We start from the raw sequence: 25,104 nt of genomic DNA on the forward strand, positions 1-25,104 counted from the left end.
CTCCTGCCGCGCTTGCCCGTCACAAGTCCCCCAACACCAAAAGGGGATACCTGCCATGACACTGTTTCAAGACGTTACATTCTTTCAAGTCACCCTAAGCCTGCTTGCCGTTGGCGTGCTCGAACAGCTCGCACAGTTCCTGCCTAAGGATATCGTCGGCCCCAACGGCTGGCTGTTGCGCAACGACGCGCAGGGCTAACGACACCCCTTGCCGGATCGCGCAAAGCACCCTACCTAAAGCAGTGGCGGGTTTCTGCGCTTCACGTCGCCTGGGATAATTCCAGTGGCCTTACGCAAATCCGAGGTGGCTGGCGCTGTCGTGGCCCTGGCTTCGTTACCTGGCTACCACCTGTACATACAGGTCCTCGGGAATACATACCCTGACGGATGCCGCGGTTCCCGCCACCAACCGCACCCAATTACAATCCAAGACGGGCGATCGTCGGCCTGTGGGTTGGCGATAAGACGTTGCCGTTTGGCACTTTATAGCTGCCGCGTTCATCTTCGTTCACGGTATCGAACGTGGCTTGATTCCGGGCATGGTGTTATTGAACTGCGCGCGACAACGCCCAGAACGACACACCCGAAGTCAGGAAATTGATCCCGACCAGCAGGCCGATGGCCCATGAGGCCGTGCCGGGCAAACCGATCAGCAACAACAGGCCAACAACGCCCGCCGCAATGCCACTGGCCACAAGCCAGCCCCAGCCGCGCATGGGCCGGGTGCGCAGCCCGATCGCCGTTTCAAACCCGCCCTGAATCAGGAAAACAATGGCCAATAACACGGTCAGCCCGATCAATCCGGTCAGCGGGAAAAACGCCAGATACACACCGGCGGCAAGGTGCAACACCCCCACCAACCCGCTGAAAATCGCCGACGACCAGTCGCGCGTCTGGAAGGCATAGAAAAACACCGCCCCGCCCGTCAGCAACAGGAACCAGCCGATCATCACCTTGATCGCGATGCTGGCAAACAGCGGAAACAGGATCGCCAGCACGCCCAGAACCATCAGGATCAGGCCAAGCGTGCGAAACCGTCTGGCGTGGCGGGCAATAGCTTCATCGTGGCGAAAATCTGGATCGCTCATGACATATCTCCTGTATTTTCAGTAATTTAGTGGCGATCAACCCGCACAGGCACCGGCACATGCAGGCCAACGCGGCCATGGTGGCCCTTGTCGTCGTCATCATCGTCCTCGCCCATGTTCATGATGGCGATACCGAACTGCACACCGGCAAAAACGATCCCGTTAAAGACCCAGAGCATCAGCGCCGCAACAATGCCGATGGATGATCCCGACACAAGCCGCCACAACCCGCCCACATCAAAGGCAAACAGCATCCCGACAAAGATCGCCGAAGCGACAAAGCCTATGATGCAATGCTTGATATACATCTGGATCAGATTTGGACCGTTGCGCTGTGACATGGCTGCACTCCTTGTGGGTCAAGGGTAGTCCTGTGCGCTGTGCAATTCCAGTGGGGGTGGCGGGATGACGCGGCGGGGTGGCCAGAATTGGCCGAATATGGTGGGAACCGCTGGCCAGGCGCTTGCGGCTTGGCCCCGGAATTCCCGCCCTAGAACGCGTCGGGTTTCGCCTCTGGGCCATGTGATCAAGCACGCCGTTCACGAATTGCGGCTCCTTGCTTTCGGGAAAAAACGCACGCGCCACATCCACGTATTCGACAATAGCAACCTTGGGGGGTGTGTCCTTGCCAATCATCTCGGCGCCGGCGGCGCGGAACAGGGCGCGCAGGGTCGGATCAATGCGCCCGATGGGCCATTTTGCGACCAGCGCGCGGTCGGTCATCTGGTCAATCTTGGCTTGATTGTTGACCGCGTCCTGCATGATCGCGCGAAAGGTGTCCACATCGCCCTCGGCCATCTCGTCTCCCTCGTAAACGGCGCCAAAACGGTGGTCCTCGAATTCGCGCATGACCGCATCAACGGTCTGGCCCGACTGTTCCATCTGGAACAGCGCCTGCACCGCATAGAGCCGACTGGCCGAACGCATCTTGCGTTTCTGGTTGCCTGAAATCGTCATGCTGTCGTCTTGCCACCCGCCAAAAGAATATCGCTGGCAAAGCCGACGCTTTGACCAGAGTTGCCCCACTTACGGGTCAGCGCAATCAGGTGCAAGGCCGCAGCCGCAGCGCCGCCCCCCTTGTTCTGGTCCTTGGGGTCGGCGCGCACGGCGGCCTGTGCATAGTTTTCCACCGTGAGGATGCCGTTACCGATACAAAGCCCTTGCAAACCAAGCAGTTGCAAGGCGCGGCTGCTGTCGTTGCAAACGGTGTCATAGTGGGTCGTTTCACCACGAATGACACAGCCCAGCGCGACATAACCGTCAAAATTGCTCAGGCGTTCGGCGATGCCGATGGCCGTGGGAATTTCCAGTGCACCGGGCACATGCACGATGTCATGGCCCGCGCCCACCGCATCTAATTCAGCGACCGCACCGGCGATCTGGTTATCGCTGATGTCCTTGTAATAGGGCGAGGCGACGATCAAAACCTTGACGGGTTTATCAAATTCCGCGCGGGGCATGATGTAATGGGACGGTCCAGCCACTAGCTTATCTCCGAGATTTTGCGGGTGCCGACAATTTCCAGCCCGTAGGCGTCAAGCCCGACAACCTTGGGTTTGGGCGAATTGGTCAGCAAGGTAATTTGCGACAGACCCAGCGAGGACAGGATTTGCGCGCCCAGCCCGTATTGGCGCAGGGTCTGGGGCGAAACTTCGTCGGCGGCGGCCAGTTTCATGTGCAGATCACGCAGCAGCACCAGCACGCCGCGCCCTTCGGCGGCGATCAGGGTCATCGCATCGCCAAATTCGCGCGCGCGCCCCTTGCCACCGGTGCCCACCACATCCAGCAGCGGGTCCATCGCATGCATCCGCACCAAAACCGGATCGTCGCCGGAAATATCGCCCTTGATCAGCGCCAGATGTTCGGCCCCTTGGGTTTCATCCGTGAAAATGCGCAGGGTCCACTCACCGCCAAATTCGCTTTGGATCACCTGCTCGTCGCGCACTTTCACAAGGTTGTCGTGGCGGCGGCGATAGGCGATCAGATCGCTGATCGTGCCGATTTTCAGGTTGTGCAACTGGGCAAAGGCCACCAGTTCGGGCAGGCGCGACATGGTGCCATCTTCGTTCATGATTTCGCAGATCACGCCGCTGGGGTTCAGACCGGCCAGACGGGCCACATCAACAGCCGCTTCGGTATGGCCAGCGCGCACCAGCACGCCACCATCGCGGGCGCGCAGCGGGAACACATGGCCCGGCGTGGCGATATCGGCAGCCCCTTTGGTGCCGTCAATCGCCACGGCCACGGTCAGGGCACGGTCATGGGCGGAAATGCCGGTGCTGACGCCTTCGCGGGCCTCGATACTGACGGTAAAGGCCGTTTCGTGGCGGCTGGAATTATAGGTCGACATGAGCGGCAAACCCAAGGCATCAATCCGCGCGCCGGGCATGGACAGGCAGATCAGTCCGCGCCCGTGTTTGGCCATGAAATTAATCGCGTCAGGCGTGGCCATCTGCGCGGGGATCACCAGATCGCCCTCGTTCTCGCGATCCTCGTGATCGACAAGGATGAACATCCGGCCGTTGCGGGCATCGTCAATGATTTCCTCGACGCTGGAAATGGCATCACGCCAGTCTTCCTCGACGGGTCCGGGCTGTTCAAAGGCTTGGGTCATGGGATCATCCTTGGCAGTTGCGCGCTTGCTAGCGGTTTGCGCGGCCCAAGGAAAGGGGGCGTGGGTCAAGACCCACCTTACGGGGCGTCGCGGAAGGTGGAAATCGGGTTCACGCCCGGAATCAAGCCGAAGGCGCCGGGCGATCGGCGGCCCATGGGTCGGCGATATGCCAGCAAAGCGAACTTCGGTCAGGGAAGATGAACGCGGCTACCATAAAGTGCCATAGCGGCGCTGTCAGATCGCCAACCCGCGAGCCGCCGAACACCCTTTGCCTAGGCCAACAAGCGCGACACCCCGTAAGGTGGGTTTCAACCCACCCGCCCCGCTAGTCCCATTCGCGCAGCCGCGCGACATAACGCGCCATCGTGTCGATCTCGAGGTTCACATGATCGCCCAGCACCACCGCGCCCCATGTGGTTGCCTGTTTCGTATGCGGGATGAAATTGATGCCGAAATCCGCCCCATCCACCTCGTTCACGGTCAAGGACGTGCCATTCAGCGCCACCGATCCCTTGGGCGCGATGAACCGCGCCAGATCACCGGGTGCACGCAGGGTCACGCGGGTGCTGTCGCCCTCCTCGGCCAGGCCGATCACCTCGGCCACGCCATCCACATGGCCCGAGCGATATGCCCGCCCAACTCGTCACCCACCTTCAAAGCGCGTTCCAGATTGATCCGCTTGCCCACCGGCCAGCCGTTGCGGCCGATGTTGGTCTTGCTGACGGTTTCGGCGGATATTTCCACATCGAACCAGTTTTGCGGGGTCTTGCCCAGCGCGATCACCGTCAGACACACCCCGTCACAGGCAATCGACGCACCAATATCAATGCCCGCGATGTCATAGGCTGTGCCGATCCGCGCGCGCAGGTCGCCACGCTGTTCCACCTCAAGAACTTCGCCAATGTCGGTGATGATGCCGGTGAACATATCTTCCCCTTGTTTGCTTGGCCCAGACCTAGCCAATTGCCCCCGACTGGGCAAGGTCCGAGCGCGCGCCTTAATGTTGCCAAATCACAGGTTTACCAATTAGGAACTGTATCAGAGGATTGTGGGCGGTATCGTGACCCAGGACACCACCAGACGCTTTTTGTTCCTACAGGGGCCGCACGGGCCCTTTTTCCACCGGCTGTCGCGCATGTTGCGCGCGGCGGGGGCGCAAACGTGGCGCGTGGGGTTCAACGCCGGTGATCGCGCGTTCTGGTTCACGCCCTCCACCTACATCCCCTTTCGCGGCACGCCTGATGAATGGCCCGCGACCTTCAAGTCACTGATCACGGACAGAAAAATCACCGATATCGTGCTTTATGGCGATACCCGCCCGATCCACGCACAGGCCGTTGCTGAGGCCAAGGCGGCGGGCCTGACGGTGCATGTCTTCGAGGAAGGCTATATGCGCCCCTATTGGGTGACCTATGAACGGGGCGGCACCAACGGCAATTCCCGCCTGATGGATATGACCATACCGCAGATGCAGCGCGCGCTTGAGATGTCCGATCTGGACGTCCCAGAGGCACCCGCCCATTGGGGCGACATGCGCCAGCACGTCTTTTACGGCGCGCTTTACCATTGGTTCGTGATGTTCCGGAACGGCGATTATCGCAATTTCAAACGGCACCGTGAATTGCCCGTGGCCCGTGAAACGATGCTTTACACCAAACGTCTGCTGCTGATGCCGCTGATCGCGCTGGACCGGATCATCGCCACCGCGCGGATCAAATACGGCGGCTTTCCCTATCACCTGGCCCTGCTGCAACTGGAACATGACGCCAGTTTCCAGATGCACAGCCCCTTTACGCGGATGGAAGAATTTCTGGATCTGGTGATTTCTGGCTTTGCCAAGGGCGCGCCGCAACACCACCACCTTGTTTTCAAGGCGCATCCACTGGAAAACGGGCGTTCGCCGATCCGCAAGATCATTCGCCGACTGGCCCGCGAAAACGGCGTCAAGGCCCGCGTGCACTATGTCCGAGGCGGCAAACTGGCCCGCCTGCTTGATCACGCGCGCACCGCCGTCACCGTCAATTCCACCGCCGCGCAGCAGGTGTTGTGGCGCGGGATCCCGCTCAAGGTGTTTGGCAAGGCGGTCTATGCGAAACCGGAATTTGTCTCGACCGATCCGCTGCCCGACTTTTTCGCGCAGCCCGGCCGCCCCGACAATCGTGCCTATAAGGATTACCGCCGCTTCTTGCTGGAAACGTCACAAGTTGCGGGCGGGTTCTATTCGGCGCGCGGGCGCCGTCAGCTGATGCGGCAAGTGGTCGACCTTATGCTTGCGCCCGACGATCCCTATGATGCGCTGCGCTCGGGCACCGCCGCACCACGCCAGCAGTTGCGCGTTGTGACGTGACAGCCACAAGGGGTTGCGATACCACCTGACAATCGCGGCAGCATAGCAACAGTTGCGTCCACCAATCCGCCAACCACAAGACCTATGGCTAGCAAAGCCGCCACGATTCCAGTAGATTAAAAGAAAAACTGAGGCAGTTAATAACAAGGTCGAGGAGACCGGAGCAGTGAAAACCCTAGTGACGCGCCTGTCCAAGGGCGTGGCCATCGTGGCAGTATTGGGCCTTGTGTCCTCCTGTGGCTTGCCGCGGTCCGGGCCAAACAAAAACGAAATCTTCTCGGGGTCGTCCTCGAGGACGGCGACGCATTCGTGCTGACAGTCAATGATCGGGTCAACCGCATCGCAGGTGTGACCCCTGCGTTGGCATTCTCGGCAGGCTTTCGTGACGCAGCCCTTGTCGGGTCTGACACGATCCGCCCCGGTGATGTGCTGGGTCTGACGATCTGGGAAAATGTCGACGATGGCCTGTTGGTCCCCACAGGACAGAACGCAACCGTGCTGGAAGAAGTGCAGGTTGACGGCGCAGGCTTTATCTTTGTGCCCTACGCCGGCCGCATCCGCGCCGCGGGCAACACCCCCGAAGCGATCCGCCGGTTGATCAGCGAAAAACTCAACGATGAAACGCCCGACCCGCAGGTGCAGGTGCGCCGCTTGGCCGGTGACGGATCAACCGTATCCATCGTCGGGGCCGTCGGCGCCCAAGGCGTCTATGCGATTGAGCGCCCCACCCGCACGTTGTCGGCCATGCTGGCGCGCGCCGGTGGCGTTGTCGTGGAACCCGATATTGCCCAGGTGACAGTCGTGCGCGGCGATCACAGCGGCTCGATCTGGTTTGAAGACCTGTATGATCACCCCGGCCATGATATCGCCCTGCGCGGCGGTGACCGGATCATTGTCGAACAGGACACCCGCACATTCACCGCCCTTGGCGCGACAGGCACGCAAAACCGCGTGCCCTTTGAAAGCCAGACCATTTCCGCGATCGAGGCCCTGGCAACGGTCGGTGGCCTTTCCAGCGCCGTGGCTGACCCGACAGGCGTATTCGTGTTCCGCAACGAACCCGAAGAAATCGCCCGTCAACTGGTCGGCCGCAACGATCTGGTCGGCACGCAGCGTGTTGTCTATGTCCTTGATCTGACACGACCAAATGGCATGTTCATGGCCCGCGATTTCGCGATCCGTGACGGCGATACCGTCTATGTGACCGAAGCGCCGTTCACGCAGTTCAACAAGGCAATCGCCGCAGCAACGGGTTCGCTGAACTCGGCCAATGCGGTTCAGGGCCTTGCTGGCAACTAATGGCTGACACCCAAATCCGGGCCGCCGCGGGGGAAACCCTGCGGCGGCTTTACGTTTATAACGGCGGTTTTCTGACCCAATCGCGCGTGCGCCGTATCCTGACACTGGCCGGATACGACATCCGCCTTGGCAAACCCTCCGGCAAGGATATGGTCGGCGTCTGGGGCCAATCCCCCACGTCAGGGCGGGGCGAAGCCGTGGCCAACCGCACCCAAACGCCCGTCTTGCGGGTCGAGGATGCATTCCTGCGCTCGGTCCTGCCGGGGCGCAGCGGTGAACCGCCCCTTGGCCTGCATCTGGACAGCCACGGTGTGCACTTTGACCCATCCACCCCCAGCGATCTGGAACTGATCCTGCGCGATGATCCACTGGATGACACCGCCCTTTTGAACCGCGCACGCGACTGCATGGGCGAACTCCAGCGCCTGCACCTGTCCAAATACAACGCCTTTGACCCTGCCACCCCTGCCCCCGAACCGGGCTATGTGGTGGTGATTGACCAGACCCGCAATGATGCCTCGGTCAAGGCAAGCGGCGCTGATCTCAATACCTTCCGAGAGATGCTGTATTACGCGCAAGAGGAACACCCAAGCGCGCGCATCCTGATCAAGACCCACCCCGAAACCACAGGCGGGCATCGCGATGGCTACTTCACCGTTGATGACTGCACCGACCGCATTTCGCTATTTGACACGCCCGTGTCCCCTTGGGCGCTGTTTGAAGGGGCCGTGGCTGTTTACACCGTGTCCTCGCAAATGGGGTTCGAGGCGATCCAGATGGGCCATAAACCCGTGGTCTTTGGCCAGCCGTTCTACATGGGCTGGGGTCTGAGCGATGATCGCAAGCCGCTGGATCGTCGCCAACGCAAGCTGACCCGCGCGCAGCTTTTTGCCGGGGCGATGATCCTTTATCCCACATGGTATGACCCCTACCGCGACAGGCTTTGCACGCTGGAGGTGGCGATTGAAACGCTGGCGGCACAGGCCCGCGCCTGGCGTGACGATCATCAGGGATGGGTCGCCGCAGGCATGCGCCTGTGGAAACGCGCACCGCTGCAAAAGGTGTTCGGCCAGCACCGCCGCATGGTGTTTGAAAACGATCCCGCCCGCGCCGTGGCACGCGCCGCCAAAGACGGACGCGGGCTTATGGTCTGGGCCGGAAAATCTACTGGCCACGATGGGGCCGTGCAGGTCGAAGATGGTTTTCTGCGTTCGCGCGGGCTGGGCGCGGATCTGATCGCGCCGTTGTCGCTGGTGCTTGATGATCTGGGCATTTATTACGATCCAAGCGAACCCAGCTGCCTTGAAGACCTGATCAACGCCAGCGCCGACCTGCCCGAAGCGGCCCGCGTCCGCGCCGACCGGCTGATCGCCCGCCTGACGCAAAACCGGCTGACGAAATACAACCTGTCGGCGCAAACCACCCTGCCCGCCGGCCTGCCCGCAGGGCGGCGCATCCTTGTGCCCGGTCAGGTCGAGGATGATGCCTCGATCCGGCTTGGCGCAGCGGATGTGCGCACCAACCGCGACCTGTTGCTGGCCGCCCGCAAGGCCAATCCGGCAGCGGTGATCCTCTATAAACCCCACCCCGATGTGGAGGCAGGCCTGCGCGATGGTGCGGTCCCCGATGCGGGCGACATTGCCGATGCCGTGCTGACGCAAACCGACCCGATCACCGCTTTGGACGCGGTGGACGAGGTCTGGACCATGACATCAACACTGGGGTTCGAGGCGCTGTTGCGCGGCAAGCGCGTGACCTGTCTGGGCACGCCGTTTTACGCCGGATGGGGGCTGACCGATGACCGCGCCGCCCCCGTCACACGCCGCACGGCCTTTCCTGATCTGACGGCCCTGACCCACGCCGTTCTTATTGATTATCCACGGTATTTCGACCCGCAGACCAACCTGCCCTGCCCTGTCGAGGTGGTGGTTGAACGGCTGGCCAATGGCGATCTGCCGCGCCCGTCGCGCGCCAATCGGGCGCTGGCAAAACTCCAAGGGTTATTTGCAAGTTACGCCACGTTTTGGCGCTAGGCGCGCTGCCAAGTGTGCATCAAGTCAGCACCGATGCGCCTGTGATCCACCAGCACGAAACGCGGCGCATCACCGAGCCGCTTTACCCCCAGCGCGCCAATCGCGGGCGTCCCGTCAGCCCCAAGCGCCACTCCGGCGCTGAAACCAACCAACTGGTCCACCACATCCGCCTGCACCAGTGATGCCGCAAGGCTGCCCCCGCCTTCGCACAACACCCGCGTCAGGCCCGCCGCGCCCAGTTGCGCCATCACGTCCGCCGCTGACCCACAGGGCAGCATCACCGCCCCGCGCTTTTCCCACGCAGCGACATCCTTGTCCGCCACATCACCCCCGTGGCAAATCCATAGCGGGGCCACGTCCAGACTGCGCAGCAATGCGCTGTCCACCGGCAGATCAAGCCGCCCCGAAACAACCACCCGCACCGGCTGGCGGGTCACGCCAATGCCGCGCACGGTCAGGGTCGGGTCATCCGCGCGCGCAGTGCCCGCACCAACCATCACCGCGTCATGACGCGCGCGCAGGGCGTGCACCGCGCGGCGCGCATCGGCCCCCGTGATCCACTGGCTTTCGCCTGTGGCCGTGGCAATGCGCCCGTCAAAGCTGGACGCCAGTTTCAGTGTCAGAAAGGGGCGGCCCGCGACCACACGCGCCAAAAAACCCGCATGATCGGCGCGCGCCTGATCGGCGCAAACATCGGTGATCACCTCGATCCCCGCCGCCTGCAACGCTGCAATCCCCCGCCCCGCCACACGCGGATCGGGATCGCCCAGCGCGACCACAACACGCGCCACGCCCGCCGCGATCAATGCTTCGGCACAGGGGGGCGTCTTGCCATGATGGGAACAGGGTTCAAGGGTGACATAGGCGGTGGCCCCGCGCACCGCATCGCCCGCCTGCGCCAGTGCAATCGTTTCCGCGTGCGGACGTCCGCCATCCGCTGTCCAGCCGCGACCAACCACACGGCCATCGGCCACAATCACACAGCCAACAGCCGGATTGGGCCAGACCCGCCCCATGCCGCGCCGCCCCAAGGTCAGGGCGTGCGCCATGTGTCGGGTGTGGGTCACTCGTCCGGTTTGGCGTCTGGGCGCAGTTCGCTGACGAATTTGTCGAAATCGTCTGCGGCTTGGAAGTTCTTGTAAACGCTGGCAAATCGCACATAGGCAACCGTGTCGATCCGCGCGAGGCTTTCCATCACGATCTCGCCGATGGTGCCGGACGGAATATCGGTTTCGCCCATGCTTTCCAGACGGCGCACGATGCCGCTGATCATCTGGTCCATGCGTTCGGGTTCCACGGGGCGCTTTTGCAGCGAAATGCGGACCGAGCGTTCCAGCTTGTCACGGTCGAAATCTTCGCGTCGTCCGTTGGATTTGATCACCACCAGATCGCGCAATTGCACGCGTTCATAGGTGGTAAACCGCCCGCCACAGGCCGGGCAAAAGCGCCTGCGCCGGATCGCAACGTGATCTTCGGCGGGGCGTGAATCTTTCACTTGTGTGTCGACGTTTCCGCAAAAGGGGCAACGCATATTCTGTCCTCGTCTCTGCCTCTGGGGTCTTTGCCCCATTTATTGGCACCACTATAGGGGCAACAGCAGGTCTTGGGTAGCCCGCAATTTACGCCCCAAGATGATGGGGCATCAGCGTGACCTTTGGGATTCAGTTTTGCCCGATCCACTCCCAGCCACCGCCCAAGCTCCACTCCAGCCCCGCTGCGCGCTTGCCGCGCGACAGGGCGTCGGTCCACGGGAACACTACCGTTTCCGGTATGCAGGCCCCGCGTGTCACGAAGCTTTCGCCGACATACACCTCGAACCCACCCAAGGCGGTGCTGATAATTTCATCCGTCGTTTCAGAGGGTTCGCGGCTTACCCCACCAAAAACAACGTAAAAGTAATCGCCGCGCTCGAAACTCACTTCTTCCCAGATCGTGCTTCCCGCACCGGGCCATGGGCGATAATCCAGAGCACGAATGCTGACCCGCATCGCCAGTTCCGGCACCTGCCCCGCAGGCCCGTAGGCGTAAAGCGCATCGCCACCGTCAACGCAGACCTCAAGCTGCTTTCCGGTCTCAAGGATCGTGCAGGACAGGAACGTGTCGCCCTGCGGTGGGCAATCGGCCAGCACAGGGGCCGCCAAAAACAGAAACGGAAAAACACGCAACATCAAATCACCCCGATGGAATATGCCAGCCAAAGCCCCGTGGTGTTTCCACGTATTCGGGCCATTTGAAATCAATGGGCGGATCGTAGTCACACAGCGGCGGCGTGTCACCTTCAGCCTTGCGGCGGGTAAACTCTGCCATCGCAGCATTGCGCGCCTCTGCGTCCTCAAGCAGGCGCAGCGCAGATAGCGCCAGCACCTTGGCAGCGCATTGCACCATCGGATCAATCGTCGCTGGTATCCCGCCCAAGGCATTCATCGCCCAGGCCGGATAGGGGCCACCACGCAGGGCCGGACGGGCAATATAGAACCGCGCGGTGGGGGCATGCCATGTCATATCGGTATAGTCATCAGACGTGGAATTCAGTTGTGAAGGCGGCAGATCGCGGCGCAGGATCGCCTCGGCCTCTTGCGGGGACATCAGTGTTTCACATTCCGGTAGGATCGGATCATCCATCCCCGTCACGCCGCAGTTTTCCTGCACCTGCCGCATGATATCCTTGGCCGCCGCATCCCAAGCAGGCGCGCCAACTGTTTGAATTTGATCCCAGACCATGCCCGCCATCGCGTGATTGGCCAGCCCGTGGCGCGATTTGCAGACCCAGTGGCGTTCAACCCGACAGCCCGTTGCCGCCGCCGCACTTTGCGCCGAAGCATCCAGTTGCGCCGTTACCCGTTCGGCCATCGCAATCGTCGGCACGCGCATCATGTATTGGATATCAGCCAGCGTTGCGGGCAGGTTGTCGGCGGTCGCCTGCCCCGTCGACAGGATGCTTTCGGAAATCGACCAGCCCCCCTGATGGGACAGCATGGAATCCCGCAAGAACCGCGCCGATTGATACATCATCACCAGCGCATCATTGGCCCCCGGCGCGCGCACGTCGCTGTGGCTTTGCGGGATCGGGGCGCCATCTCGTGCGCCCCACGTTTCAGGCGCGTCACAGATAAACCGGTATATCATCGAATAAGCGGCACCACAGTGCGTGTCCCAGCGCACCGTATTGCACATGGGCAGCATATAGAACGGATGGAACGACAGCATCCCCGCCAGCCCGTCATAATATCCCTTGGCCGCATGGATCGGTTTGGACCCGCGCACCTTTTCCGCAGGTTCACCGGTGAAGCGCAAGCCACCCTTGATCCCGTGCTTTTCCATCGCCGCCTTGGTGGCCAGCAGCCCGCCAAGGCCCGCCATGCCCAGCGCCGAATGCGGGTCGGTGTGGCCGCCCGCGGCATAGTCCAGCCCATCGCGGGGCGCACGCATCACATCGGCGGCCTGACAGTTGGCTGGCACCGCATCGTATTCCGCATACATGCCCACCACGGGGCCAGCGCCATTGGACCACTGCGCACAAAACGCCGTCGGCATCCCGCCGCTGCCTTCCTCTACGTCGAACCCTTCGGCGCGCAGCCGGTCCACATACCACGCCGCCGAACGGTATTCACGCCACGCCGTTTCGCCATAGCCGAAAATCGTCGCACAGCCTTGCGAAAGATCATCCGCCGCCCCCTTCACATGGGCAATCGCACTGGTTTGGGCGTCTGTAAGGGGCATGATCTGTCCTTTATGGTCACGCAGCAAAACTGCCCGCACACCCGTGGCTTTGCAAGGCTACCTTGATTGCCGCGCCCAGACATGGTTTTTCACGAACCAAGCAATCGCGAGGGCAAGATGGCCGGCACACCCAATACAATCTCGACGCAACTGAACGCGCTGGTCAAAGCGGGGCGCGTGAACGATGCGGTGCGCCTGCTGGAAAGCGAGCACAAGAAACGTCCGCGCGACGAGGCCGTTCTTGTGGCGCTTGCGCAATTGCACAACCGCGTCACTCATGATTTCACGCGCGCGCAAATCGCCGGAGAACGGGCAGTCAAGGTGATGCCGAAATCCGCCCGCGCCCATCTGGAAGTCGCCGAAGCCGCCTGCAAGCTGAAACGCTTTGACACGGCGTTGAAGCACCTGAAGCGGGCACGCGCCTTTGCCCCGCGCAACCCGGATGTCTTGTATGTCGCCTCAAGCATCTATCACCAGATGGACCGCCACGAGGATGCAATTTCGGCCGTGCAAGCCTCGCTTGCGATCCGCCCCGACCATTTGCAATCGCGGCTGCAACTTGCAACCGTTTACCGTGCGGCGGGCCAGATGGAAGACGCGCGCGCCCTGTGCCGCGAGATTTTTGCGCAAAAGCCCGACAATCTGATGGTGCACAGTATCTATGGTCTGACCGGCAAGATGGCCGAGGACGATCCGATGTATCACCACTTGCGTGACCAGATCGTGCCAAACATCGCCAAACTGTCGCAACGTGATCAGGCCAAGGCGCTGTCGATGCTGGCCAAGGCGCGCGACGACATGGGCGCGCATGACGATGCATTCACGCTTTATGCCCGTTCAAAACAGGCTGAAAACCTGCTGCATGAAGGTGCGAACTATCACCGCTTCGTCAGCGCCCAGATTGATGCAGTCACGCCTGCCGCCTATTTCGGCACAGGCGGTTCGCAAGATGAAACGCCGGTTCTGATTGTCGGTATGCCACGGTCCGGCAGCACTTTGCTTGAACAGGTGCTTACATCACATCCAATGATCGCGGGCGTCGGGGAAAGCTCCGTCCTTTCCAACATGATGCGCGACCTCAAGCTTCCCGAACATGACGGACCGGCCCTTGCACGCATGACCAAGGGGCTGACGCAAAAAGACAGCGAAATCCTGGCCCAGAGATATCTCAGCGAAATGCGCAAAGCTGCCCCAAAGGCACAACGGATCGTTGACAAGAAACTGCACAACTTTGAATTGCTTGGTGTTTTTGCCCGCATGTTCCCCAAGGGCCGTGTCCTGCACGCGCGCCGCGATCCTATGGACAACTGCGTGTCCTGCTACATGCAGCCCCTGTCACCGTGGCACAGCTATACCCGCGACCTTGCCGATCTGGGCCGCTACTACTGCGAATACGACCGTTTGATGAAACACTGGGCCACCGTTCTGCCCATCGAAATCATGGATGTGCACTACGAAGATACCGTGGCCGACACCGAAGGCACCGCGCGCCGCGTCATCGACTTTCTGGGGCTGGACTGGGATCCCGCCTGTCTTGATTTTCAAAACAGCGCGAACCGCGCGCGCACACTATCGGTCTGGCAAGTGCGTCAGCCGGTTTATAAAACATCCATGCAACGCTGGCGGCGCTATGACGCGCATCTTGCACCACTGAAATCGGAACTGGCGCGGTTTTACCCCGATGGATTGGGGTGACTGCCGCGCGGCGCGCGGCAGTCCGTAACGCTTAGGCGGCTTTCGCCACCTCTGGGTTTTCGACAACCATATAGCCGTTCTTTTCCAGCGTTTTCAGCATCCGCATGCCAAGGCGCGTCTGCTCCTTGCGCACGGCGGTCCATGCGTCCTTCAATTCTTCCTTGCTGGCTTCGGGGTTCGCTTCTTTGTAAAGCGCAAGCCACTGACCGCGACCAAGTGTGCGACCGACCCGACGGCGCTGGCGTTGCTCGTCTGTGAGCGGGGTTTTTGCGTCTGCCATGGTTATATCCTTCATGGAGGGTGTCCCCTTATGTCCGGGGGTGATGGTTGATCCATCAGAAGCCAACATAAGCCAACACCTGGCCATTTCAGCGCAAGACCTTTGCCAAAACAGCATTTTCCGGAGTTTTGAGTCTTTTGCACAACAGCCCTTATGGCTGGCCATTGGCGCGGGTTTTGGGCAAACATGATCCCGACACGAACGAGGCTGACATGACCACACGACTGCTGGCACTGATCCTTGCGCTTGGTGCAAACGCCGCAACTGGCGAACCCATCGCCATCATGACCGCGCAAGAGGTCCGCGATGAATTGTTCGGCGTGCATATGTTCGGGGTCACGGACACGCTGGGCTTTGACTGGGACGAATGCATCGAACCTTCGGGGCTGACCGTTTATCGCACCGTGAACGCGGACGACCCGCAGCCCTATTCACAGCAAGGGTTGCTGGAAGTCGACACCTTGGGGCAGGCCTGTTTTTCCTACCCACCCAACGGCGATCCAGCGCCATCGTGCTTTCAGGTCTATCGCAACGGCGATGGTTACATCTTTGCCAGCGGATTTGGCAGCGGGCGTTACATCACCACCCGCGTGTTGCGCGATGTGACTAGCTGCCCCGAACCGGGCGCGTTGTTGGGGTAAGAACGGGCGCCGCAGCGCCCGAAATCCTACTGATCGAGGAAGCTACGCAACTTGCGACTGCGCGACGGGTGCTTCAACTTGCGCAGCGCCTTGGCTTCGATCTGGCGGATGCGTTCGCGGGTGACGCTGAACTGCTGGCCGACTTCTTCCAGCGTGTGGTCGGTGTTCATCCCGATGCCAAAGCGCATCCGCAGCACACGTTCCTCGCGTGGGGTCAACGACGCCAGCACCCGTGTGGTGGTTTCCTTGAGGTTTTCCTGAATGGCCGAATCCAGCGGCAGAACCGCATTCTTGTCCTCGATGAAATCACCCAGCTGGCTGTCTTCCTCGTCGCCAATCGGGGTTTCCAGTGAAATCGGCTCCTTGGCGATCTTCATCACCTTGCGGACCTTTTCCAGCGGCATTTGCAGCTTTTCGGCCAGTTCTTCGGGGGTCGGTTCGCGGCCGATTTCGTGCAGCATCTGGCGGCCTGTGCGCACCAGCTTGTTGATCGTTTCGATCATGTGCACCGGAATGCGGATCGTGCGGGCCTGATCGGCGATGGAACGGGTGATTGCCTGACGGATCCACCACGTCGCATAGGTGCTGAACTTATAGCCGCGACGGTATTCGAATTTATCCACGGCCTTCATCAGACCGATGTTGCCTTCCTGAATAAGATCAAGGAATTGCAAGCCGCGGTTCGTGTATTTCTTGGCAATGGAAATGACCAGTCGCAGGTTCGCCTCGACCATTTCCTTCTTGGCCTGACGGGCCTCTTTTTCGCCCTTTTGAACCTGCTGCACGATGCGGCGGAATTCGGTAATATCAACGCCGACATACTGGCCGACCTGGGCCATTTCAGCGCGCAGGTCCTCGACCTTGTCGGTGGAGCGTTCAATAAAGGCCTGCCAGCCGCGACCGGCCTTTTCGGCCATATCCTCAAGCCAGTTGGGATCCAGTTCGCGGCCACGGTAAGCCTCGACAAATTCGCGGCGGTTGATGCGGGCCTGATCGGCCAGTTTTACCATGTTGCTGTCGATCTGCATGATCCGGCGGTTGATGCCGTAAAGCTGGTCGATCAGCGCTTCGATACGGTTGTTGTGAAGGTGAAGCGAATTCACCAGTTCCACAATTTCCGAGCGCAGCTTCTGGTATTTCTTTTCGGCCTTGTCGGTAAAACTGGAGTCTTCGTTCAGCTGCGCCGAAATCCGCGCGTCCTGCATATCCGACAGTTTGGCAAAGTCACGCGCGATCAGGTCAAGCGTTTCCAGCACGCGCGGTTTCAGCGCGGCCTCCATCGCGGCGAGCGACATATTGGCCTGCTCGTCGTCATCCTCGTCGTCGTCATCCTTGGCGATCGGGTTGCCGTCTGCGTCCAGCTCGGGCTTGTCATCTTTTTCGTCGTTGCCAGCTTCGGCGCCGTCAACCACGGGCGCCGTGCCCTCGGCATCATCATCCAACTGGTCGCCAAATGTGGTTTCAAGGTCGATCACGTCGCGCAGCAAAATGTCCTCGGACAGCAGTTCGTCGCGCCAGATCGTGATCGCCTGGAAGGTCAGCGGGCTTTCGCAAAGCCCGAGGATCATCGTGTTGCGGCCGGCTTCGATACGTTTGGCGATGGCGATCTCGCCCTCGCGCGACAGCAGTTCAACGCTGCCCATTTCGCGCAGATACATCCGCACCGGATCGTCCGTGCGATCCAGCTTTTCGTTATCGGCCCCTGCCAGCGCAATTTCGCGCGGCCCGCCGGTGGTGGCGACGTCACGGCCCTTGCCGTCGTCGTCGACTTCTTCGCTTTCTTCTTCCTCGGTGACCTGAATGCCCATTTCCGACAGCATCGACATCACGTCTTCGATCTGGTCGCTGCTGACCTGTTCTGGGGGCAGCACGGCGTTCAGCTGATCATAGGTGATATAGCCACGCTCGCGCGCCTCGGCGATCATCTTTTTGACGGCCGCCTGGCTCATATCAAGGGAAATGTCACCTTCGTCCACTTTGCGGTCATCGTTGTCTTTCGCGGCCATGTGGGGCTCCTTGCGGCAGGGCTGACGCCCGTGGAAGTGATTCGGTGATTCGCCTGTGTCCGAATCAACCTGTTGCGGGGGTGATTCGCAAGGCGATACCCCCTGATTCTTTTGATCTGTTGCCAGACCCGCTACTTAGGGCGCGCACGACCCTTTTCAAAGGTGATCTGCTCCAAAAGTCGATCAAATGCGCTGCGTTCGTCCTTGTTCAGCAGCGCACCGTTCGCACCGGTGTCGAATTCGGCGCTATCGTCATCGTCCAGCTTGCCCGCGCGGTTCATCGCATCGCGTGATTGCGCCAGTCGGGTCGTCAGGCGTTCGTCGGCAACATCGGATGACAGGTCTTCAATCGCCTCCTGGATTTCGTGCAGATGGCCGCGCCGCGCACTTAATTTGGCCAGTTCTTCGGCCAGACACATCTTGGCAACCTCACCATTGTCAGGGCGGCGCACAGCCGGTGATATGGCCACATGGGCTTGGGTGAACAGCTTTGCAAGAGCATCCGGCCCGATTTCGGCTTCAATCGCGGCCCGCACATCGGGCGCTTCGCCGTGGCGCAGGATCGCATCGCGGATGATTCCGTGATCGGGGCCGGAACATCCCATCCGTTCAACCGCCCCCCAGAACCCGCCCAAGACCTGCGGATTTGCGATCAGTGTCGCCAGAATCACCGCCTCGCGCAGGTAATCCTCACCTGTGCCGCCAATCGCCAGCAGTGACGCTTTGGTGCTTTGGTGTGGCACGCCGGGTGGCTGCCATTTGCCGCGACCGCCCTTTTGCGGCGCATCGCGGCGCGGGCTGAACAACTGCCAGCGCATATCCTTGATCGCCTGGCCATAGTGGTTGCGAACCGATGGATCGCGGATCAGTTTTATCTTGTCGCGCAGCGCCTTATCCAGCGCCGCCTTGCGTTCTGGGCTGTCGAAAACGCGATCCTCGGTTTCGCGTTGCCACAGCAATTCAACCATCGGCATCGCCTTGTCCAATGCCGCACGCATCGCCCCCGCCCCCTGCCCGCGTATCAGATCATCGGGGTCTTGCCCTTCGGGCATCAGGGCAAAGCGCAACGACTGCCCCGCCTCAAGCAATGGCAGCACCAGATCAATCAGGCGCATCGCCGCGCGCAGGCCCGCCGTATCGCCATCCAGCGCGATGATCGGTTCGGGCGCGACACGCCACAGCATCTGCAACTGGTTTTCGGTGATCGCCGTGCCAAGGGGGGCCACAACCGCGCCAAAGCCCGCCTCGGACAGCGCGATCACATCCATATAGCCTTCGGCGACGATCAGCGGCTGGCCCTTGCCCGCCGCCTCGCGGGCGGGGCCGTGATTATAAAGGCTGCGGCCCTTGTCGAACAATTCCGTTTCCGGCGAATTCAGGTATTTCGCCTTGTCGTTGGGGTCCATCGCGCGGCCACCAAAGGCAATGCAGCGCCCCCGCGCATCGCGGATCGGGAACATGATGCGGTTGCGAAAGGTGTCATAGGGCTTCTTGCCCTGCTGGCTGTCCTTGGCCAGCCCGCAACCCATAATCAGATCTTCGGTGACACCCTTGCCCGTCAGATGATCCCACAACCCTTGCCAACCATCGGGGGCAAAGCCGATTTCCCAGCGGTCCAGCCAACCCTCGGGCTGGCCGCGCCCTGCCAGATAATCGCGCGCCGCTGCACCGCCGCCGGTTTTCAGCTGAAGGCGGAAAAACTGAACCGCCTGTTCCATAACATCGGCCAGTTGCGTCCGGCGATCCGCCTTTTGCTGCGCTTGCGGGTCACGTTCCGGCACGGGCATCCCCGCCTCGCGCGCCAGTATTTCCACCGCCTCCATGAACCCGACATTTTCGGTTTCGCGCACGAATGAAATCGCATCGCCCTTGGCATGACAGCCAAAGCAGTAATAAAATCCCTTGCGGTCATCCACATGGAAAGACGCGCTTTTTTCCTGATGAAAGGGGCACGGCGCCCACATGTCACCCTTGCCCTGATTGGACTTGCGCGTATCCCACATGACCTTGCGCCCGACGACCTGAGAGATACTCAGCCGGTTGCGCAATTCATCAAGAAAGCCGGGTGGCAGCGACATGTTACCCCAAAACTGACAGCGTTGATTCCTACTTGGTTGCAGGAACGGGCGGCGTCACTATACGCCGTGCGCGCGCCTCGCGCCATGTGATAAAACTGACCGAAGCCATGATCACGGCCCCGCCGAAAATCACCCAGCCATCAACCCCTTCGTCAAACACCAGCGCCCCCACCGCCACGGACCAAATCAGTTGCAAGAACGTCACCGGCTGCGTCACCGTCAAGGGCGCCGCGGCAAAGGCCAGCGTCATGCAATAATGCCCCGCCGTGGCAAAGCAGGCGACCAAAAACAGCCAGCCGATGTCGGTCCACGTGGGCGTGACCCAATCCATCAAGGCGAAGGGAAACAGCCCGATGGTGACCGTCACCGACAACATCCCGACAACCACGGGGGCGGATACTTCGCCGGACAGGCGTTTCGCGACCAGATACCCAACGGCGAACGCCAGCGCGGTAAACAACATGGCAATATGGCCAAACTCGACCGCCCGCAATCCGGGTCGCAGGATGATCGCAGCCCCGATCAGCGCCACGACAACAGCCGCCAAGCGGCGTGGCGGCAAAGCCTCGCCCAGAAACAGCGCCGCGCCGATGGTCACATAGACGGGCGTCAGATAATTCATCGCCGTCACCTCGGCGAGGGGGATCTGCGTCATCGCGTAGAACCACAGGATGACGGCCAGCGTGTGCACAACCCCGCGCAGGGCGAACAGTTTCACCTGCCTGCGCGTCAGATGCGCCGCCAGAATGGGGCGGATCATCGGCAGCAAGAACACGAGCCCTAAAGCATAGCGCAAGAACGCAGCCTGCGCAGGTGGGATCGCACTTCCCACATGTTTCACAATCGCCGTGACCGCGACAAAATTCAGACCCGTCAAGACCATCCAGACGATACCGATCAGCGGGGATTTTGCGGGCGCATTCATCCTTGCAGATGATCCCACTAAACCCCCGCCTGCAAGAGGGTCAGTAATTCCCGACTTGCCTTACCGCACTGCCTTGGCGACAGTCGCGGGTAGCAACCAAGGGGATTGTCATGTTTGCAGCCGAAATCACCGCCATTGCCCGCGGGCTGGCCTGCGCCGCCACGGTTGTGGCCCTTGGCAGTTGCCAGATGGAACCGGCCAGCCAGACACCGCAAGAACGCGGAGCTGCGGCCATCGCCGATTGCGTGGCGACCAGTTGCGCGACCCTGAACCTTGATAGCATCAACTTGCCCGACTACAGCGCCCTGTCCGGCATGACCCACCTGGGCGCGGTGATGATCAGCTACACGGGCTTTGATGATCTGTCCGTGCTGACACCGTTAACCGCGCTTGAGGAAATCCACATCGGCCACACGCCCGTGACAGACCTGTCCCCACTGGCCGGTTTTCCCAACCTGCGCCTGCTTCACATGCAGGGTGTGCGCACAGATGACTACCGCGTGCTGCGCCAGTTGACGGGACTTGAGGAACTGGCAATCGGGCGCACGCCGATCCCGAATGTGGTTTTCGCACGCGACATGCCCAACCTGAAACGGCTCGACATCAGCAACTCGCAGGTGCGCGACCTAAGCGCCCTGCGCAATCACCCTAGCCTCGAAGTGCTGAATATCGACGCAATCCCGACCACAGACCTGTCAGTCCTGCTCACTATCCCGAACCTGCGCGAAGTGACGGTCGGAAACCCCGAATTCTCGCCCGGACTGGCTGATGAAATCACCCGCCTACGCGCGGCAGGGATCAACGTGACATTTGAAGCGGTGATGGTGGTTTGCTAAGTCGGAAGGCGCGTTTGGCAAAGCAACCAGCCCGCACCAAGCGGACATTCAAGCACTTTGCAGCGAAGGCCGGCAATGAGCCCACTGCGGACTCATCGAGAATTTACCGCGCGCGCGCAGAGAAACCATCGCTGCAACCCCGCAAATACCGTCGCCACAGCGCGGCGAGACAAGCCGCCGTTCGGGCAAGCCGCAGTGTTGTTTCCTGGGCGCATGAGCAAGGTGCGGGGCTTTGCTACCGTTGGGCGAAACTGGCTTTACGATCGCTTTGCGTTCTAACGAGCGATTTAGGTCGGCACTTTCGATAGGCGATCCGGTTTAGGCCATTCCCCTTGCCAAGGCGCTTTTCAGCGGTCTAGCGGTGATTAACTCGCACCTACGTTTGAGCAGGTTTACGACGAACGCTCCAACGAAACGATCTCGGCAAGCACGGAAATGGCGAGCGTTCTGGAATCCCGCGCCGAGTTGATGAGTCCAATTGGTCCCCGAATTCGCGCAAGTTCATCGTGCGAAACGCCCGCCGATCTGAGCGCCATATCCCGATTGTCGCGGGCACGCGCACTCCCCTGTGCACCGATATAATATGCCGGAGTTGTAAGCGCGCGCTTGAGGATTGGCGGCTCCCAATCATGGTCGTGAAAGAACAAGACGACTGCGGTCCTTTTATCAATAGAGACCGAAGCAGGGATTTCCGGGCGCGCCAGTTCAACGGTTTGGCACGCCACGTTCTGTGCGTGTTCCAGCGTTTCAGGGTCTGGTGATAACAGGGTCGTTTCGTAGCCGGTAGATTGCGCGAGTGCGGTGAACGCGACCGCCTCCGGGCCTTTGCCAAACACCAGGAACCTCGGCTCCGGCTCCAATGTCAAACTGACGACGGACGCCGAGGGCACGGGGGCACCTTCGATAGTCATACTCATGTCGCCGGACTGCATCTGTATGTTTAAAGTGCAGGTTCTGCGATCCCGTATTGTAGCGTGCAAGACGCCTTGAATGGTTTCACGGCACGGGTTGGGGAGGAGCAGGATCTGAAGTCCGCCGCCACATGGAAGCACGATGTCCAAATAGGGTGAACCAAGACCATAGCGAACCACATTGGGTTTGCCGGAATTGAGGCATTCGAGCGCGTGCAGTTTTATGTCGGCTTCAACGCAGCCTGATGACAAGGAGCCAACCGATGGTCGCGTTTGGAATATCGCCATCATCGCCCCGAGCGGCCGATAGGACGGCCCCTCTGTCCCGACAATGATTGCGAGGACGCAGGGATCGTCGTCGAACAAACACGCTTCCAGCGGTGCGCGTTCTAGGGGAATTGCATTCTTAAGCACGTTTCCCCCAATTTCTGACGGATATGATCCGCTAGCGCGCGGCGATCCAAGCCCCCGCGCAAGGCCGAGTGCGCCGGCGTTCTGCCAGTTGCCTCATACGCCGTCATAAAAGCTGCGTAACGTCACCAAAGCATCCGGCACCGAGCGTTCTTTTACGTTTTTCCAGAATTCATCACTTCCAAGTTCGGAAAACCCAGCAAACTTTGCCAAATCGCTGGCATCCACGCTGCGGAAACCCATGGACCATTCGCCGAACATGCGCTCATCGGTTTGCCCTTCATCCAAGACGATAATGGTGTGGTGCCGGGGGTCGCCGGAAATCCTGCGCCATACATCATCCAGCGCCTCGTGCGATCCTTCCAGCACTTGAAGGAAGTTTCCCCGTTTGAAATCAGCATTGTAGCGATAGATGAGCAACCCTGAAATGCCATCCGCAGAATTCCTCTCGCGGCTGTGCGTCAGAAGCCCTGCCAGTTCCTCCGTAGAAAACGCCTTTGCAGCTTGGCTAACATAGACAATGTACTTCATGGCATTCTCCTCTTTTTCTGGTTTTGGGTATCCGCAGGTTGGCCCCTCGGCGCAAGTCAAATCCGGATAACATCAGATATCCCCAATCGCGCTTGGACGTGTGCCATAAGGCGGCATCATCGACGAGGCCAACCATGTGACTATTTGCGGTTGGCGCGTCATCAAGGTCAAACAGACGCATTTCTGCCTCGCCCCTTTGAGGCGGCCTTTCTCGCGGGTCTGGCCATGGGCGAGGCGTGTTTCCATCAAGACACCAACGCGAGCAGCTTATCCAAGCTTGCCTTGGCGTCACCGTAAAACATCCGTGTGTTCTCCTTGAAAAACAGCGGGTTTTCGATGCCGGAATAGCCAGTGCCTTGCCCGCGTTTGGACACAAACACCTGCTTGGCCTTCCAGCATTCCAGCACCGGCATGCCGGCGATGGGGCTGTTGGGATCGTCCTGTGCGGCGGGGTTCACGATGTCGTTGGACCCGATCACGATGGCCACGTCGGTATTGGGGAAATCTTCGTTGATTTCGTCCATCTCCATGACGATGTCATAGGGCACCTTGGCCTCGGCCAGCAGCACGTTCATATGGCCGGGCAAGCGCCCCGCGACGGGGTGGATCGCGAAGCGCACGTTCTTGCCCTTGGCACGCAGTTTGCGGACCAGTTCAGCCACGCCCTGCTGCGCTTGCGCGACGGCCATTCCGTAGCCGGGGATGATGATGACGCTGTCGGCCTCGTTCAAGGCCGCGGCCACGCCATCAGCCTCAATCGCGACCTGTTCGCCCTCGACTTCCATCTGCGGGCCAGCCGCGCCGCCAAAGCCGCCCAAAATCACCGAAACGAAACTGCGGTTCATCGCCTTGCACATGATGTAGGACAGGATCGCACCGGAGGAGCCCACCAACGCGCCGACCACTATCAGCAGATCGTTGCCAAGGCTAAAGCCGATGGCAGCTGCCGCCCAGCCGGAGTAGCTGTTCAGCATCGACACCACGACGGGCATGTCCGCGCCGCCGATGCCCATGATCAGGTGGTAGCCGATGAACAAAGCCGCCAGCGTCATCAGGAACAGCGGGAAAAAAGCGCCACTGTTGAAATACCAGATCAGGCAAAGCAGCGAAATCGCCGCCGCGGCCGCGTTCAGCACATGCCCGCCGGGCAGTTTTTTCGCAGCTGAATCAACGCGCCCCGCCAGTTTGCCATAGGCAATGACGGACCCGGTAAAGGTGATTGCACCAATGAAGATACCAAGGAACAGTTCAACCCGCAGGATGCTGATTTCCACGCCGTCCTTGTGGGCCAGCAGGGCCGCGAAGCCGTCAAGGGCTACACGTTCGTCGCCTGTCATGCCCAGCACACGGGTCAGTTCGATATGGGCGATCAAGCCGACAAACACCGCCGCAAGGCCCACAAGGCTGTGCATCGCCGCGACCAGTTCGGGCATCTGCGTCATCTGCACCCGTGTGGCCAGCTGATAGCCGATGGCCCCGCCACCCGCGATCAGCAGGATCGACAGCAGCCAATAGCCCGCCCCCGGCCCGACCAGCGTGGCCGCCACGGCCAAAGCCATACCGACAATACCATACCAGACCGCGCGTTTCGCGCTTTCCTGTCCCGAAAGACCGCCCAGCGAGAGGATGAAAAGAACCGCTGCGACCACATAAGCCGCTGTTGTGAAACCGAATTCCATTGATCCGCCC

The 25,104-nt window shown here is 60.6% G+C and carries 21 protein-coding genes and 3 pseudogenes; 7 read left to right on the forward strand and 17 right to left on the reverse strand.

Annotated elements, in window-relative coordinates:
* Positions 1-55 precede the first annotated feature (55 nt).
* The gene (locus SJY21_RS05325) at positions 56-199 is read left to right on the forward strand and encodes a hypothetical protein (protein WP_377507244.1); all 144 of its coding nucleotides are present in this window, start codon (positions 56-58) and stop codon (positions 197-199) included.
* A 346-nt stretch (positions 200-545) separates the two neighbouring features.
* Here the strand turns inward: SJY21_RS05325 and SJY21_RS05330 are convergent, their stop codons facing one another.
* The 6 genes and pseudogenes from SJY21_RS05330 to SJY21_RS05355 all read right to left on the reverse strand — a co-directional run bounded on the left by SJY21_RS05330 (position 546) and on the right by SJY21_RS05355 (position 4,629).
* Positions 546-1,088, reverse strand: a complete 543-nt coding sequence (locus SJY21_RS05330; protein WP_377507247.1) for an HdeD family acid-resistance protein — start codon at positions 1,086-1,088, stop codon at positions 546-548.
* Positions 1,089-1,114: 26 nt separating this feature from the next.
* Positions 1,115-1,429 (reverse strand): hypothetical protein, encoded by a 315-nt coding sequence (locus SJY21_RS05335; protein ID WP_377507250.1) that lies wholly within the window; start codon positions 1,427-1,429, stop codon positions 1,115-1,117.
* A gap of 149 nt (positions 1,430-1,578) precedes the next feature.
* Positions 1,579-2,045, reverse strand: a pseudogene (nusB, locus tag SJY21_RS05340) (transcription antitermination factor NusB).
* A complete protein-coding gene (locus tag SJY21_RS05345; protein ID WP_377513159.1) occupies positions 2,042-2,548 on the reverse strand; it encodes a 6,7-dimethyl-8-ribityllumazine synthase in 507 nt (168 codons plus the stop codon). The pseudogene nusB and the gene SJY21_RS05345 overlap by 4 nt, the downstream one beginning before the upstream one ends.
* A gap of 23 nt (positions 2,549-2,571) precedes the next feature.
* Complete coding sequence (ribB, locus tag SJY21_RS05350; RefSeq protein ID WP_377507253.1) at positions 2,572-3,702, reverse strand: 3,4-dihydroxy-2-butanone-4-phosphate synthase; 1,131 nt, start codon at positions 3,700-3,702, stop codon at positions 2,572-2,574.
* Positions 3,703-4,027: 325 nt separating this feature from the next.
* A pseudogene (locus tag SJY21_RS05355) lies at positions 4,028-4,629 on the reverse strand (riboflavin synthase).
* Between the two features lie 133 nt (positions 4,630-4,762).
* Between SJY21_RS05355 and SJY21_RS05360 the strand changes: the two are divergent.
* The 3 genes and pseudogenes from SJY21_RS05360 to SJY21_RS05370 all read left to right on the forward strand — a co-directional run bounded on the left by SJY21_RS05360 (position 4,763) and on the right by SJY21_RS05370 (position 9,381).
* Positions 4,763-6,049, forward strand: a complete 1,287-nt coding sequence (locus tag SJY21_RS05360; RefSeq protein WP_377507256.1) for a capsule biosynthesis protein — start codon at positions 4,763-4,765, stop codon at positions 6,047-6,049.
* 166 nt (positions 6,050-6,215) lie between these two features.
* A pseudogene (locus SJY21_RS05365) lies at positions 6,216-7,348 on the forward strand (polysaccharide biosynthesis/export family protein).
* A complete protein-coding gene (locus tag SJY21_RS05370) occupies positions 7,348-9,381 on the forward strand; it encodes a capsular polysaccharide biosynthesis protein (RefSeq protein WP_377507259.1) in 2,034 nt (677 codons plus the stop codon). The pseudogene SJY21_RS05365 and the gene SJY21_RS05370 overlap by 1 nt, the downstream one beginning before the upstream one ends.
* On the opposite strand, the gene ribD is transcribed toward SJY21_RS05370, so the two are convergent.
* The 4 genes from ribD to SJY21_RS05390 form a co-directional block, all read right to left on the reverse strand.
* Entirely contained in the window at positions 9,378-10,430 is a 1,053-nt protein-coding gene (ribD, locus tag SJY21_RS05375; RefSeq protein ID WP_377507262.1) for a bifunctional diaminohydroxyphosphoribosylaminopyrimidine deaminase/5-amino-6-(5-phosphoribosylamino)uracil reductase RibD, read from the reverse strand. The genes SJY21_RS05370 and ribD overlap by 4 nt on opposite strands.
* A gap of 14 nt (positions 10,431-10,444) precedes the next feature.
* Positions 10,445-10,912, reverse strand: coding sequence for a transcriptional regulator NrdR (gene nrdR, locus SJY21_RS05380; RefSeq protein WP_377507265.1), 468 nt, complete (start codon positions 10,910-10,912; stop codon positions 10,445-10,447).
* A 130-nt stretch (positions 10,913-11,042) separates the two neighbouring features.
* On the reverse strand, positions 11,043-11,549 hold the full coding sequence (locus tag SJY21_RS05385) for a hypothetical protein (RefSeq protein ID WP_377507268.1): 507 nt from the start codon (positions 11,547-11,549) through the stop codon (positions 11,043-11,045).
* 4 nt (positions 11,550-11,553) lie between these two features.
* Positions 11,554-13,101 carry an amidohydrolase gene (locus SJY21_RS05390; protein ID WP_377507271.1) on the reverse strand — a complete coding sequence of 516 codons (1,548 nt, stop codon included), beginning with the start codon at positions 13,099-13,101 and terminating at the stop codon, positions 11,554-11,556.
* A gap of 81 nt (positions 13,102-13,182) precedes the next feature.
* Here SJY21_RS05390 and SJY21_RS05395 point away from each other — a divergent pair, with 81 nt between their 5' ends.
* Positions 13,183-14,796, forward strand: coding sequence for a tetratricopeptide repeat-containing sulfotransferase family protein (locus tag SJY21_RS05395; RefSeq protein WP_377507274.1), 1,614 nt, complete (start codon positions 13,183-13,185; stop codon positions 14,794-14,796).
* Between the two features lie 31 nt (positions 14,797-14,827).
* Here the strand turns inward: SJY21_RS05395 and SJY21_RS05400 are convergent, their stop codons facing one another.
* Positions 14,828-15,076 (reverse strand): hypothetical protein, encoded by a 249-nt coding sequence (locus tag SJY21_RS05400; protein ID WP_377507277.1) that lies wholly within the window; start codon positions 15,074-15,076, stop codon positions 14,828-14,830.
* A gap of 137 nt (positions 15,077-15,213) precedes the next feature.
* Between SJY21_RS05400 and SJY21_RS05405 the strand changes: the two genes are divergently transcribed.
* Complete coding sequence (locus tag SJY21_RS05405) at positions 15,214-15,717, forward strand: hypothetical protein (protein WP_377507280.1); 504 nt, start codon at positions 15,214-15,216, stop codon at positions 15,715-15,717.
* 26 nt (positions 15,718-15,743) lie between these two features.
* On the opposite strand, the gene rpoD is transcribed toward SJY21_RS05405, so the two are convergent.
* The 3 genes from rpoD to SJY21_RS05420 all read right to left on the reverse strand — a co-directional run bounded on the left by rpoD (position 15,744) and on the right by SJY21_RS05420 (position 20,726).
* Complete coding sequence (gene rpoD / locus SJY21_RS05410) at positions 15,744-17,723, reverse strand: RNA polymerase sigma factor RpoD (RefSeq protein WP_377507283.1); 1,980 nt, start codon at positions 17,721-17,723, stop codon at positions 15,744-15,746.
* A 131-nt stretch (positions 17,724-17,854) separates the two neighbouring features.
* A complete protein-coding gene (dnaG, locus tag SJY21_RS05415) occupies positions 17,855-19,801 on the reverse strand; it encodes a DNA primase (RefSeq protein ID WP_377507286.1) in 1,947 nt (648 codons plus the stop codon).
* Positions 19,802-19,829: 28 nt separating this feature from the next.
* The gene (locus SJY21_RS05420; protein ID WP_377507289.1) at positions 19,830-20,726 is read right to left on the reverse strand and encodes a DMT family transporter; all 897 of its coding nucleotides are present in this window, start codon (positions 20,724-20,726) and stop codon (positions 19,830-19,832) included.
* A 110-nt stretch (positions 20,727-20,836) separates the two neighbouring features.
* On the opposite strand from SJY21_RS05420, the gene SJY21_RS05425 reads away from it, so the two are divergent.
* Complete coding sequence (locus tag SJY21_RS05425; RefSeq protein WP_377507292.1) at positions 20,837-21,562, forward strand: leucine-rich repeat domain-containing protein; 726 nt, start codon at positions 20,837-20,839, stop codon at positions 21,560-21,562.
* A gap of 392 nt (positions 21,563-21,954) precedes the next feature.
* On the opposite strand, the gene SJY21_RS05430 is transcribed toward SJY21_RS05425, so the two are convergent.
* The 3 genes from SJY21_RS05430 to SJY21_RS05440 form a co-directional block, all read right to left on the reverse strand.
* A complete protein-coding gene (locus SJY21_RS05430) occupies positions 21,955-22,887 on the reverse strand; it encodes an XdhC family protein (RefSeq protein ID WP_377507295.1) in 933 nt (310 codons plus the stop codon).
* A gap of 93 nt (positions 22,888-22,980) precedes the next feature.
* The gene (locus tag SJY21_RS05435; RefSeq protein ID WP_377507298.1) at positions 22,981-23,415 is read right to left on the reverse strand and encodes a BLUF domain-containing protein; all 435 of its coding nucleotides are present in this window, start codon (positions 23,413-23,415) and stop codon (positions 22,981-22,983) included.
* Between the two features lie 245 nt (positions 23,416-23,660).
* A complete protein-coding gene (locus SJY21_RS05440; RefSeq protein WP_377507301.1) occupies positions 23,661-25,094 on the reverse strand; it encodes an NAD(P)(+) transhydrogenase (Re/Si-specific) subunit beta in 1,434 nt (477 codons plus the stop codon).
* Positions 25,095-25,104 lie beyond the last annotated feature (10 nt).

Source organism: Octadecabacter sp. R77987 (assembly GCF_042466115.1).
Lineage (GTDB): Bacteria > Pseudomonadota > Alphaproteobacteria > Rhodobacterales > Rhodobacteraceae > SW4.